Below are 12,805 nucleotides of genomic sequence, written 5' to 3'. Positions count from 1 at the left end.
GTAATCCCGTCAGGATACAGGTTCTTTCTTTTTTCTGAATATGACATGCTCCAGCAGTATCACTACGATCACTCCCATAACAAAGCCGTTTGCAATAACCGGCCTGACCAGTGGCGGGAACGCCTCCGCAGTCTCCGAAGGGATGAACGATATCATGGTGCCGATGATTACAGGCAGGCCTACTATAATTCCGGACTCATATTCAAATTCCCTGCCCGCAGTCTCTTTGAAGAAAACATACAACGCGGCCGAAAACTGGGCTGCCAGAACATAGATTAAGACGGCTCCTATGATTACGGGAGGAACCAGAGTCATGAGGGCTACCAGGTCAGGCAGAAAGGCGATCGCGGCCATTATAATGGCTGCCGGTAAAAGTGTCCATTTGGATGCGCAGCGTGTTTCAAGTATCATCCCGGCACTTATCGAATAATTGACCCCGCCTATCACCCCGAAAAGACCGGATGCGATATTGGCGATTCCTGTCGCAATTATGCCGCGTTTGTATCTTCCCCGCATCGATCTTTCTTCGATCACCTCGGCAATCGAACGTATCGAACCTATATCGTTTACAATTACGGCAAGGTAGCAGATCAAAAATGAGATCAGGACACCGGGTTCGACAGTGAATCCTGTTGGAAATCCCCATAAGCCCGAAGTGCGGAATCTCTGCGGGATTATATGCAAAGATCAGGCTGTATATGAGAGTTCCCGGTATCAGCACCCAGAGAAAGAGCGTTGCCCTGATGATCCTTCCGCCGAATCTCTGCGCAAGGTACATCCCGGCCAATACCGCAAGTCCGAATATTAGGGTGTACAAGCTTCCTGAACTTCCTTCTGAAGAGATGAACATCGGAGTAATTACCGGAATCAGCGTGAACGAGATCAATAAGAGGACAACGGTGATCACCCTGTACGTAAAGAGCCTGCTGATGTAAGCCAGCAGCCCTGTTGAGGCGATCAGGACTCCTGCGGCGGCTGCAACAGCCATCGAACCGTAAATAACTCCCTCTGTAAAACCGGTGGATGAAGAAATTCCTATAAGCAGGGCTGCCGACGGTCCGAAGACAAGCGGAAGCCTGTGTCCTGCGAATATCTGGAGTACCAGTGCCGCCGCAGTTATCAGCAGGACTTTTTGGATGAATGCAACCGTAACCGCACCGTTTCCGCCCTGGATATTTTCAATTAGCATCGCAAAGCTGAGGATATATGCAACCGAGATAACCGCCCATTGTATCCCTGCCGGTAAAGAAACGGAGAAAGGGGGTCTTTCGTCAGGGCCGTAAAGGAATTTCATCTTCAGTTACTGATCTGGAAATAATAAAAAAAGGTTAATCGCATTGAAGCGATTTTGTTTTTCTCTTCAATGCATTCAGCTTGCTTCAGCCGCCGCAGCAGCAGAAACACCTTTGCCAGCCATACCTGTAATGATCATGAATATTCCCCAAACCATGGCGAATATTGAAATAACCTGGATCATGATGCCTGTTCCGAGAATCGGGAACATCAACAGGTAGAACCCAATAATGAGTGCGAATATTCCGGCAATTACAAGAAGAATCTTGTATCCGGTTCCGGCACTGCCTGTAAATGCCATCCAGATGTCCGAAAAGGCGATCATTAACATCCAGAATGCAATGAGGTATGTAGTCAGCAGGAATGCTGCAAGAGCACTTGTTACAATCAGAATCCCTATTATGATTCCGATAATTCCGAGAATTATCAGTGCTATTGAAGCTCCGGCTCCTTCCTTGCTTTTAATTCCCTGGATGAGCGTAATAATGCTGTAAATTATTACAAGGAATGCTATAAACAGTCCGAAAAATTCTGCAAACCAGAGAGGCATCGCAAATCCAAGTGCTCCCAGAATCAGGGCACAGATACCCATCAGAACAAAGGTCCACCATTCAGGTGTGAAGTTTATCGGATTTCCAAGAAATCCGGATTCATCTACCATAATTTTATCCTCCTTTTATTCTCAATTCTTTTTGTAGCATAAATTATTTTCGAATTATTGGGAGGAGATTGTTTATTTGTTTCATTAATATATTCATACCAAAAACCTTTTTATTCTATATTGAAATTAGTATATTACAATGGGATTTTGGATTGCTGCTATTTTAGGTTTTATCTCGATGGTTGTAATCACTTGGCTCCTCAAAGACTCTTATCCGTTATATGCATCTTTAATCGGTCCTCTTTGCGGTGGTTTCATCGCGGGAATTGTCCTTGGCGAAGGTGTCGGTGAAGGTGCAAAGGTCGGCTTTATCTCGGGAGTCTTCGGCGCCCTGCTGGTTTCAGTGATAATACTTATTACAGGGGCTGCTCTCTTTGGAATTATCGGAGCTTTCGTAGGTGCTATTATCGATCTTGTGATAATGATCTTTGCAACTCTTCTTTTCGGAATTTTTGGCATGATAGGGGGAGGAATCGGCGGGATTTTCCGTAATAAGTAATAAGAGACGAGCTTGCGGAAAGAACAATTATCCTCAATCCAGATCCACGGATATCAAACATCTTTTCTGATAGTCCGGCATATCTGGTAGTAATCTCATGGGCCGTGATGATTTTTTTGTAAGGGAATACAGGGGGAGCGATTTTAATACCATACTTGAGATGGAATCGTCAAGAGGCGGCGATCCATACTCGCATGCCGTTTTTATACGCCAGATGGCGGTTCTTTTTCCTCAATTGTTTATTATTGCTCTCAATAAAGACGGTGACATTATCGGGTATACGCTCGGAGGCATAAGTGCAGGCGAACCGAAATCCGGTCTGGTGATGAGGATATTTGTCGCTTCTGGTTTCAGGAGATGCGGGGCGGGACGGTTGCTTATGGATGAACTTGGAAAGCGTTTTTCGCAATTCAGGGTAGTCTCAGTGTCACTGACAGTGTCGCCGTCGAACGAAGGAGCTGTCAGGCTTTATGAAAAACTTGGTTTTGCAAGGTCCGATTATATCAAAGATTATTTCGGGAAAGGTGAAGATCGGATCGTCATGACTGCGCCTTATGGCGGAAATCTTCCGGATGAACGAAGTTAAACGGGATTTTATTGCGTATGCAACTGTTGCATAAGCAACATTGATACCATGTTCTGATCAAACCTGTACCTTCATGCAGGACATTCTGAATAAAGATATTCCGCTCGGCGGTCTTTTCTCAATAATATACCGGTCACGGAATATCTATCTCAATAATTCAATGAATACTACAGGGCTTTCCCAGGGGCAGGTCTTTGCCCTGATCACTCTTTCAAAGGAGGATAATATCACACAGGACAGGATCGCGGAGTTGTTCTATCTCGACAAAGGAACAGTTGCCCGTGCAGTCCGCAAACTCGAGGATTCCGGATACATATGCAGAACGCAGGACCCGGATAACCGCAGGGCGCACAAGCTGAGCCTCACTGAAAAAGGGAAAAAAATCCTACCTTATATTAAAGAAATCGCGAATAAATGGGATAAAGATGTCTGCAAGGGCTTTTCACCGGAAGATCTTGATAAATTCAACTCCCTGCTGAGGACAATCTGCGAAAGGAGCCTTCTTTCGGCAATGGAGGTTCCGGGATACGGGGATCGTTCATGATGCAGGACGAAAACACTGTAAACAGTGCCGATCCCAGGGAGGAAGAGATAACGAGGGGTGTCTCACTTTTGGTAGGCGAACCGAAAGCCGCCATAAGATCAATGGCCTGGCCTATCTTTGTAGCGATGTTTCTCCTTACGATGTACAATATCGTAGATGCGATATGGGTTGCAGGCATCAGTTCCGATGCTCTTGCCGCAATCGGTTTCGTCACTCCCGTCTTTATGATTGTCGTAGGGTTTGGAAACGGAATCGGTGCAGGAGTAACATCCTTAATCTCAAGGAGAATTGGTTCTAAGGATAAAAAAGGTGCGGACAGTGCTGCAATACATTCATTGATCCTTGCTCTGGTACTATCGGTTATCTTCACAATACTGTTGGTTCCCCTGGCAGAACAGATCCTGCTCATGCTCGGTGCAGGAGACGTTATAGGGCTTACGCTCGATTACGGGAGCATAATATTTTATGGTACCATATTCTTCATATTCTCGAACATCTCCTACTCAATACTCCGTGCGGAAGGGGATACGAAGAGGACGATGTATGCGATGGCTATCTCGGCAGTCCTGAATATGATCCTTGATCCGATATTCATCTATACCTTGGGGATGGGAATTGCAGGAGCTGCAGTTGCAACGATACTGTCCGTTGCCGTAGTAAGCCTGGTAATTTTGTACTGGTTCTTTGTCAAAAAGGACACATATATCAGTTTTAAATTTAAGGATTTTTCTCCCGATTTTGGAATTATCAAGGGTATCCTTTCCGTAGGGATTCCTGCAAGCCTTGAATTCGTGATAATGTCGGCTTTAATGATAATTATCAACTGGATGCTCGTTATAGTCGGGGGAACCGATGCCGTTGCGGTATATACCACCGGTTGGAGAGTTGTAATGTTTGCAATCATCCCCATGATAGCGATTGCAACCTCACTTGTCGCCGTCGCCGGAGCTGCATACGGCGGCAGACTCTATAGCAAAATGAATGAGTCCTATTATTACTCATTGAAACTGGGCCTGATCATATCCCTGTTTATTGCCGTAATTACGTGGGTGTTTGCACCCCAGATCACGCTGATCTTTACATATTCAGGTGAATCGGCTCATATTGCTCCGACCATCATCGCCTTCCTGCAGACGATGTGCTTCTTCTACATATTCGTCCCGCCGGGAATGATGTCGGGATCATTGTTCCAGGCGGTAGGAAAAGGTGTAAACTCCCTTATAATCAATCTGCTGAGGAGCCTGATCTTCAGTTCGATCTTCGCATGGGTGTTTGCATTTGTTTTCGACCTCGGCCAGGCAGGAATCTGGTGGGGAATTGTCGCCGGAGATATCCTGGGCGGAGTAGTGGGCTACCTGTGGGCCTCGGCGTATCTTAGAAGAATCCTGAAGTACGAGGATAAAGCCGAAGCTAAAGCTACCGGTTCTGTATAAAAAGTTCCTGATGTGAAAAATTAAATATTTTTTTCAAGAATTATCTTTGCTCTTTTGAATATCCTGTCTGATCCTCTCATTATGTCTTCCGCGATCGATTCGTGGAGGTATTCGGGTTCGGATTCCGGATTTTCATACTTCATCGCATATTCAAAATCTTCAAGAATTTCACTTCTTATAAGACCTTTGTCCAGAAGCAGCGACTCCGCAGCAATCACAAGCAGCAAAACCTTCTTTTCCCTGTATCCTTCGGAAAAGACAAGCGCTCTTATAGAATGTATCTGGGAGTTTCTGCCCGAGATCATTGCCCTGATAAAATCGTGCTCTTCAAGGGCTTTGTGCCCGCGCTTCAAATCTTCTTCTGCATCAGTTATCTCCCTGTTTACGAGAGTTGGGTCGATATTCGCCTTTGATATCAGGCCCTTTCTGACGCATTCTTCAAACTTCGTTCTCATTGAACTGTAACTCCATGCGAAGATTAAATGATTATAAGTTGTACTGAGGATTATTAGATTTATTTTTTTCATCCCGGAAGATCCGAAGGATCGGAGGCACCCCTAGATGGCCCCTTCAGGAGCGGGGATAATTTTTTGAACCGGCGAGGTGAATCAAAAATCAATGGATTATCCCGGGAATGATCCTGCGGGTGAAAAGACGGAAAGTCTGCAAAGGTTTGTGGTTCACTGTCACAGGTCAAAGACACCACATTATGATCTTCGCCTGGAGAGGCATGGGGTTCTTAAATGCTGGGCAGTTCCCAAAGGAATCCCTGATCACCCCGGACTCAGGCGTCTTGCAATCGACAGCGGCGATCATGCTCTGTCGGTCCTAGATTTTTCCGGGACTATTACGGAAGGGCAATACGGTGCCGGCGAGATTTCAATTTATGATTCGGGAACTTATGAAACGGAATCATGGAAGGATGAAAAGATTGTATTCGTGCTGAACGGCAGGAAGTTCAAAGGCCGTTATGTTCTTGTCAGGTTTAAGAAGGCTGGTGATAAGGACTGGCTTTTGATGAAGACCAGATGATTCCTTAATTCAGTAAAGGTTGTGATGTTTCATCAGGTATTCCCTGATCTTGTCCGATTCAAGCCATCGCTTATCAAGCTCATTGATCAGTTTATCGATTGTATGGATTTGGCTTAATATCTTCTCAGAATAATTTGATTCGTCCATTAGTGCATATCCGGCGATAACCTGCAGCGGGTTCCTGATCTCGTCGTTCAGGATTGCAAGCTGTTCAAAATTCCTGTTGATCTGGATCATCATCTGATTATGCTCTTTTCTCAGGGCCACAAGATCGGTTACGTCTGAGAATATAGCTGCGAACTGGCCTTTCTTAGGTGAATATGAATAGATGTGGTAATACTTCCCGAATGTCGGATTATAGTCTGAAAATTCTTCCGGCTCCCCTGTAAGGGCCACCCTCCCGTACCTTTCTATCCATTCCCTGCTGTAATCGGGGAAGAGTTCAAGTACTGTCTTTCCAACCATCTCCGAGGAGAAGAGGCCTGTCATCTCTTCGAATGCCGGATTTACGTCCAAAAACCTGAAATCATATGGCTTTCCCGAATCGTCGGTAATAATCTCGTGAAGGACGAATCCGTTGGTCATCGTGGTGAAGAGCTCCCTGTACTTTTTCAGGATCTCGTCGAGAGCCATTTCAGCCTTCTTTCGGCGTGAAATGTCAAGCACCGACTCGACTGCTCCGATTAACCCTCCCTTTTCACTGAATACCGGGTATGCGGCGACCTTCACGTTTCTTCCGTCGGGTTTCACCTTTTCTTCTATCAGGGGCTGGTGCGATTCCATTGCCTTTTTAATTGTACAGTCGGGACAAGGCGAATCGCGGTTGTACCATAGTTCATAGCAGAACCTGCCCTTCATTTCAGCCGGAGTGAGGCCGACAGAGTCTGCAGGCTGCTGGTTAGCCCATATAATCCTGTAATTCTTATCGTAATACACGAGATTTTCGTGAACCGAATTCAGGATTAAGGTCTTGTCCATCTCTGATTTTTTCAGGGCCTTTTCAGAGAGGATTTTGTCTGTCAGATCGACCATATGGAAGCAGTACTGGCTCTCTGAATCTTCAAAGAATACGCTTATTTTTAACTTCAGGGTTCTCTTTTCACCTTTTGTATTCAGGAGTTCGACATCCTCGGTCCAGATGCAGCCTTCATCTTTATTGTAATCGTAAACTGCCAGAATATCTCCATAGTCGCCTGCAAATTTCAGATTGTGGATGTGAGGTTCAGCTGATTGCGGGTTCATGAATATGAACTGCAGTGCAGCAGGATTATTATATATTATCCTTCCCCTTTCATCCGTTATTATCACGGGATTCGAAGCATTATCTATAATTAATCTTAGCGCCCTGTTCAACGGTGCATATCCATTAATCTCCCCCGATTTCTGCGTTGAATCTTTTTGACAACCCATCTCCGCCCACGTTTTAGGTATCATTCTTAGATTAAACTGATTCTTAAGCGGGATTATATTTAATTTTCACAATAGGAATATATATTCTATTTAAAATATGGCCGCATTTAAATTTTATGGCAGTATACCCATACGGTCTTGTTTTTCATTTTGGAACTGCTAATAAATAGAGAGAAGCGATATGCACACCCTGAAGGACAAAAAAATTCATATTGAGACATATGGCTGCACGTTCAATTTTGCCGATACTGAAAAGATTGTCCGCATTGCAGAAAAGCAGGGTTGCAGTATAGTGCCGCCGGGTGAGGCGGAAGCAGTTATTATCAATACCTGTACTGTTGTCGCTCAGACCGAAAGGGCGATGCTGAGAGCGATCGCCGAGTTTCCCGACAAGGAGATCTATGTCACCGGGTGTATGGCGGTAGTCCAGCCGGATCTGATATATGGTGTCCGCCCCGATGCAAGGCTGATCCTTCCCGAGGATCTGAACAGGTGCCCGGAGACGATCGGAGCCCTCGTGGACGGTTCGACAGGAATTGTCCAGACTGCCAGGGGATGCGTAAGCAGGTGTGCCTATTGTATCACAAGAAGCGCCCGGGGCCATCTCCGGAGTTTTCCGGAGGATAAGATAATCGAAGAGATTGAAAGGCTTGTATCCGCCGGTGCCGTCGAGATCCAGCTCACCGGGCAGGACCTGAGTGCTTACGGGATGGATACCGGCTCCTCCCTCCCGGAACTTTTAGACAGGATCAATTCATTGGAAGGAGAGTTTATGGTTCGTGTCGGGATGATGAATCCTTCTACAGCTATCCCGCTGACTGATGAGCTGTCCGATGCTTTTTTGGGAGAAAAGATATTCTCCTTCGCCCATCTTCCGGTGCAGTCGGGATCTGATAAGGTCCTTTCGGATATGAACCGGGAATACCGGGTACAGGATTTCAGGAACCTGGTAGCTGAACTCAGGAAGAAGGATCCCGTGATCAGAATATCGACCGACTTTATCGTAGGTTATCCTACTGAGACCGAAGATGACTTCCTTAAAACGCTTGCATTTTTTGAAGAGATCCGGCCAACCAAGGTGAATATCACCCGCTTTTCGGCAAGAGAAGGGACCGATGCGGCGAAACTGAAGGACATTCCCGACTGGATAAAAAAGGAGCGTTCCAGAACACTTACGATTGCCGCGAACAGGCTCTATGATTCGGTAAACGAGTCGTTTATCGGAAAGGATCTTGATGTTATCGTAACAGAGAGGAAGAGGGCCGGAAGCTGCATTGCAAGGGATAAGTCATACAATAATATCGTTATAGAAGAGGAGCTGGATGCCGGAGCCCGCTACATGGTCCGGATAGTTTCCCACAGGCGGCATTATCTCATCGGAGAGAGGATTGAGTGAATAATTATACCTGATCGTTTTTTTGCTTTATAGATCCAATTTTCTGGCATGGGAAAAATAGAGGAAGGGTTTGACGAACTGCTGAAACAGATCGAGGAGTCCAAAGAGAGGGAGGAGGAGCTGACCTCAGAAGTGCTGGAAAATGAGGCGCTTCTTCTCAGGAGACTGGCGGAGAAGGCAAAACCCCTCGTATCAAAGTTGGGTGTTACACTTCTGATCGGTGCGAAATCCGATGCATCTGGCCAGATGGTCGAGACACGCTTCCATGACAGGAAGATGTTTGTCCTTGGGAAGACCGATCCCATGCCTTACCGCCCGGACGATATGAGCAAACCTGTCAACAGCCAGTTCTGTGCCCTGAGCGAGGACGGGAAGTTCATTGAGATAATGTATTCGACAATAGGCCCCCTGACGGATTCATATGAGAACGAACTTACTGCTGAAGAGGCTCTTGATCTTTACGGCCTTGAGATCCTGTATATGCTCTATAAGGCGTTTGAGCAGTACCTGACGGATGAGAAGGAGTTTGTCACTGCTCTTGAGAAGGTTATTTCGTTTATAATGAAAGAGGAAGAGAAAAAAGGAATTTAATTTCAACACATCGGATCTATGTCAATTCCATGTTTAGGGTAATCAGTTTCGGAAAATGTTACAGGAATTGTAATTTCACTTGATTTTTTGTCCTTTTTATTAGTCAGGATGAGTTTAACATCATATCTTCCGAACTCTGTCCATTGAGGGAAGTGATATTCCCAATCCCACCAATGTCGATAGTGCCCATTTAGATCCTTACTTCCATCATTGAAGGTTCGTTTTTGAAGCTCTTTGTCAGCGATAAGTGGACCAAAGGTTTTTTTAATAGCTCCCTCTACTGAATAGTTACTTACTTCATTGGGGTTTTCACAACTGATTGCACATGCCATCCTGTATTTTAGACGCGGATCCATTCGAATTTTGACTTCTTTTGTACAGGGAACACTCATAACGTTACACGATGTTTTGACTTTGATGAGATTGTCTTCTCTGTATTTTTGGTCTTCCAGTACATCTTCTTTTAGTAGTTTAAACTTTTCAAGGGGGTAGACAGCTATCCCACTGATTTTTGCAGGCATAATTCGCGATGAATGATTATTGTATATATGTCTTTTTGAAAAGTTGAATGGATATATAAAGTGTGTAAGTAGTTATGTAAGGGCGACGCGCAACACTTGTTTTATTCGAGATGATCTTTCAAAGACAAAAATTCCTTTATCACAAAAAGGTGCAATTAATTAATAATTTTCAATACAATTGCCAAAATTATTTGAAGATCGGGATCATCGGCTTCGTGGGATCGTATTCACAGTCGTCTTCAAAACGGAGATCTTCCGATTTGCTATATCTTTTTCCGGCCTCATCCGCGTACTCAATAATAACCCTGTTCTTTCCGATCAACTGCCCGCAGTCGGTTTTCTCTTCTCCGTCGGCATCGATCCGCTCGATTATATATTCAAGGTTCGAAGGCACTACAGACACATGGATCCCGGAGGCGGCCGCATTTCCTATGTTACGTATGACAAAACTCCGGCCGTCTTCTCCTAAAAATACAAAAAGAACAGGCCTGTCGATCGCTTCTCCTGCCGATTCCGTTATATGGATCACCATTGCAAGGGTTCCTGTAAGAATCAGTCCCGTGGCTGTCAGCAGTACCGAAACAGGGAAAAGGAGGATCGATATTGCGAGGCAGATTGCAATTGCAATTTTATAAATTTTCTCCATCTGAATAAACCATTTTTTGCAGGGTATAGATTATAATGGATTTGATCTGTAACCGATAAAGTCTTCAGGCTGTAAAAAATGAATTATCCCATCCTGTAACCGGACTTTTCCCACGCTTTTCTCATTACATCGTTTTTCATCAGGTACTCGTCGACGAATCTTTTTTCAACCTTATTGAACGGGCACGAAAAATTTACACATCTCTTACAAAAAAATGTCCTTAATACCTGGTAAAATGCAGCAATTGCATAGAGAATAAGGATAATAACTCCTGTTACAGCCGCGAGAGCGATTGTGCCGTAATGCCCCAAGAGGGTTAACCAGAATACTGTTGCCGATGATGCCGCTGGAAAAATAACCATAAAAACAGCGATCAGGAGTTTCATCATAAATTTTTCACCACCAGTCATAGGGGCCGGGTTATACCTGAAGATCTTCGGCATCCCGTTGTTTGCAAGACATTTCAGGGTCTTACCCTCCCCTGCGTAATAAGGACAGTGGCTGCAGAGAAATTTGATCTCGTACCCGAACATGGCGAAGATGAGAATTATATAGAGAATGAGCGGCCAGTAAAGTGCAGTCATGAGCCAGATCATGGCCAGAAGTATAATAGTCCCGATAAAAAGACCGGAGGCCGCAGTTAAAAAGGAATTCAGAATATTTTTGTCCCACCTGCAGTTCAGGTATCTCCCCATCGTGCACGAACCGCAGCCTGGCTCTTTTCTAACAGTACAGTTCTGTTCCTTTCCGGTCTCTTCCATGTTATGAGTTGAGTTTTATTCTGAATTTATCTTAACGGCGCCGGACTGTTCTGTTGAAAATCCGGGCAGAAAGAAGATCTGCTCGCAAATATAATCCTCTATGATCTACATAAATTAATGGAGATATGCTTGAACTGAAATTTATCCGGGGCAGTCCGGATGTAGTCAGGGCCGATCTTAAGAAGAGGGGCGACGCGGAGAAGCTTGCATGGGTGGACGATCTTCTTGCAAAGGACGAAAGATCACGCGAGATGCAGGTCGAAATAAACTCCATGCGCAACCGGAGAAATGTCATCAGCCGTGAGATAAACCAGACAAGAAAGGCCGGCGGGGATATCTCCGGTCTCCTGGAAGAGGCAAAGTCTCTACCGTCAAAGATAAAGGATGCCGAGACGGAGCTTGCGGAGATCCAGGAAAAGATAAAATTCTACCAGATGAGGATACCGAATATCCTGCACGAGAGCGTTCCCGTGGGTGCCGACGATTCGGAGAATGTCGAGGTCAGAAGATGGGGTGAGCCGGCAATTCCTTCATTCGAGGTTAAGAACCACGGAGAGCTTGCGATGGAGAAAGGTCTCGCGGAGTTCGAAAGGGCTGCGAAGATATCCGGTGCTGGATTCTATATTCTCAAAGGAAAGCTTGCATTGATGGACCTCGCCCTCCAGAGGCTTGCGATCGATCTCCTGGCTGATCGTGGATATACCCCGATAATGCCGCCTTATATGATGAACCGTGCGGCATACGAGGGTGTTACCGATCTTTCGGACTTCGAGAACGTGATGTACAAGATTGACGGCGAGGACGAGTTCCTTATCGCAACGAGCGAGCACCCGATGGCCGCGATGTACATGGACGAGATCTTCGAAGAGAAGGATCTTCCGCTAAGGCTTGCCGGTATAAGCACATGTTTCAGGCGCGAGATCGGCTCCCACGGTCTCGATACAAAGGGACTCTTCAGGGTTCACCAGTTCAACAAGGTGGAACAGTTCATCTACTGCAAACCCGAGGATTCATGGAATCTTCATGAGGAGCTTCTTAAGAATGCAGAGGATTTCTTCCGGATGCTTAAGCTCCCGTATCACGTCGTAAATATCTGTACAGGTGATATCGGAACGGTTGCCGCGAAGAAGTACGATATCGAGGTCTGGATGCCCCGCGAGGAGACCTATCGCGAGGTCGTCTCATGCTCCAACTGCACAGCGTACCAGGCGGTAAGGCTCAACATCAAGGTCCGGGACCCCCACGAGTTCGAGAAGAAGGATTATGTCCACACCCTGAACAGCACGGCGGTCGCGACGACGAGAACTCTCCGTGCAATTCTTGAAAACTGCCAGGAAGAGGACGGAACGGTCGTAATTCCCGAGGCCCTCAGGCCGTACATGAATGGTACCGAGACCCTCTGATTTATTAATTTCAATATATTTTTGATCGA

General features: G+C 45.7%; 15 protein-coding genes and 1 pseudogene. 8 read left to right on the top strand and 8 right to left on the bottom strand.

Translation table 11 applies throughout. The features are described from left to right. Positions 1–9: 9 nt before the first annotated feature. From METPAY_RS15620 to METPAY_RS04340, 3 genes and pseudogenes are all read right to left on the bottom strand, one after another. The gene (locus METPAY_RS15620; protein WP_052418655.1) at positions 10–594 is read right to left on the bottom strand and encodes a purine/pyrimidine permease; all 585 of its coding nucleotides are present in this window, start codon (positions 592–594) and stop codon (positions 10–12) included. A 154-nt stretch (positions 595–748) separates the two neighbouring features. Continuing rightward, positions 749–1,189, bottom strand: a pseudogene (locus METPAY_RS15720) (solute carrier family 23 protein); the annotation flags it as partial. 180 nt (positions 1,190–1,369) lie between these two features. Next, the gene (locus tag METPAY_RS04340) at positions 1,370–1,954 is read right to left on the bottom strand and encodes an HdeD family acid-resistance protein (RefSeq protein WP_048149460.1); all 585 of its coding nucleotides are present in this window, start codon (positions 1,952–1,954) and stop codon (positions 1,370–1,372) included. 139 nt (positions 1,955–2,093) lie between these two features. Here METPAY_RS04340 and METPAY_RS04335 point away from each other — a divergent pair, with 139 nt between their 5' ends. From METPAY_RS04335 to METPAY_RS04320, 4 genes are all read left to right on the top strand, one after another. After that, positions 2,094–2,453: a DUF5518 domain-containing protein gene (locus tag METPAY_RS04335; protein ID WP_048149458.1), complete on the top strand. Its 360-nt coding sequence runs from the start codon at positions 2,094–2,096 to the stop codon at positions 2,451–2,453. A gap of 160 nt (positions 2,454–2,613) precedes the next feature. Continuing rightward, complete coding sequence (locus tag METPAY_RS04330) at positions 2,614–3,039, top strand: GNAT family N-acetyltransferase (RefSeq protein ID WP_211251516.1); 426 nt, start codon at positions 2,614–2,616, stop codon at positions 3,037–3,039. A 73-nt stretch (positions 3,040–3,112) separates the two neighbouring features. Next, positions 3,113–3,583 carry a MarR family winged helix-turn-helix transcriptional regulator gene (locus tag METPAY_RS04325; protein ID WP_048149454.1) on the top strand — a complete coding sequence of 157 codons (471 nt, stop codon included), beginning with the start codon at positions 3,113–3,115 and terminating at the stop codon, positions 3,581–3,583. Beyond that, positions 3,580–5,016 carry an MATE family efflux transporter gene (locus METPAY_RS04320; protein ID WP_048149453.1) on the top strand — a complete coding sequence of 479 codons (1,437 nt, stop codon included), beginning with the start codon at positions 3,580–3,582 and terminating at the stop codon, positions 5,014–5,016. Before METPAY_RS04325 ends, METPAY_RS04320 begins: the two co-directional genes overlap by 4 nt. A 20-nt stretch (positions 5,017–5,036) precedes the next feature. On the opposite strand, the gene METPAY_RS04315 is transcribed toward METPAY_RS04320, so the two are convergent. Beyond that, on the bottom strand, positions 5,037–5,471 hold the full coding sequence (locus tag METPAY_RS04315; RefSeq protein ID WP_048149450.1) for a hypothetical protein: 435 nt from the start codon (positions 5,469–5,471) through the stop codon (positions 5,037–5,039). Between the two features lie 163 nt (positions 5,472–5,634). On the opposite strand from METPAY_RS04315, the gene METPAY_RS04310 reads away from it, so the two are divergent. Continuing rightward, entirely contained in the window at positions 5,635–6,048 is a 414-nt protein-coding gene (locus METPAY_RS04310) for a DNA polymerase ligase N-terminal domain-containing protein (protein WP_048149448.1), read from the top strand. Between the two features lie 9 nt (positions 6,049–6,057). Here the strand turns inward: METPAY_RS04310 and METPAY_RS04305 are convergent, their stop codons facing one another. Next, complete coding sequence (locus METPAY_RS04305; RefSeq protein WP_084600682.1) at positions 6,058–7,482, bottom strand: PAS domain S-box protein; 1,425 nt, start codon at positions 7,480–7,482, stop codon at positions 6,058–6,060. 157 nt (positions 7,483–7,639) lie between these two features. Here METPAY_RS04305 and METPAY_RS04300 point away from each other — a divergent pair, with 157 nt between their 5' ends. Next, positions 7,640–8,854, top strand: coding sequence for a tRNA (N(6)-L-threonylcarbamoyladenosine(37)-C(2))-methylthiotransferase (locus METPAY_RS04300; protein WP_048149445.1), 1,215 nt, complete (start codon positions 7,640–7,642; stop codon positions 8,852–8,854). Positions 8,855–8,902: 48 nt separating this feature from the next. Beyond that, on the top strand, positions 8,903–9,445 hold the full coding sequence (locus tag METPAY_RS04295) for a hypothetical protein (protein WP_048149444.1): 543 nt from the start codon (positions 8,903–8,905) through the stop codon (positions 9,443–9,445). A 2-nt stretch (positions 9,446–9,447) separates the two neighbouring features. Here METPAY_RS04295 and METPAY_RS04290 read toward each other — a convergent pair whose 3' ends face one another. The 3 genes from METPAY_RS04290 to METPAY_RS04280 all read right to left on the bottom strand — a co-directional run bounded on the left by METPAY_RS04290 (position 9,448) and on the right by METPAY_RS04280 (position 11,373). Then, positions 9,448–9,966 carry a hypothetical protein gene (locus METPAY_RS04290; RefSeq protein ID WP_048149442.1) on the bottom strand — a complete coding sequence of 173 codons (519 nt, stop codon included), beginning with the start codon at positions 9,964–9,966 and terminating at the stop codon, positions 9,448–9,450. 187 nt (positions 9,967–10,153) lie between these two features. Further along, positions 10,154–10,612 carry a hypothetical protein gene (locus tag METPAY_RS04285; protein ID WP_048149439.1) on the bottom strand — a complete coding sequence of 153 codons (459 nt, stop codon included), beginning with the start codon at positions 10,610–10,612 and terminating at the stop codon, positions 10,154–10,156. An 83-nt stretch (positions 10,613–10,695) separates the two neighbouring features. Further along, the gene (locus tag METPAY_RS04280; RefSeq protein ID WP_048149437.1) at positions 10,696–11,373 is read right to left on the bottom strand and encodes a hypothetical protein; all 678 of its coding nucleotides are present in this window, start codon (positions 11,371–11,373) and stop codon (positions 10,696–10,698) included. Positions 11,374–11,498: 125 nt separating this feature from the next. Here METPAY_RS04280 and serS point away from each other — a divergent pair, with 125 nt between their 5' ends. Beyond that, complete coding sequence (gene serS / locus METPAY_RS04275; RefSeq protein ID WP_048149435.1) at positions 11,499–12,776, top strand: serine--tRNA ligase; 1,278 nt, start codon at positions 11,499–11,501, stop codon at positions 12,774–12,776. The last annotated feature ends 29 nt before the right edge of the window (positions 12,777–12,805 follow it).

The organism is Methanolacinia paynteri, from assembly GCF_000784355.1.
GTDB lineage: Archaea > Halobacteriota > Methanomicrobia > Methanomicrobiales > Methanomicrobiaceae > Methanolacinia > Methanolacinia paynteri.
The sequence above is the reverse complement of the archived record's forward strand: the minus strand, read 5'-3'. Positions and strand labels throughout refer to the sequence as shown.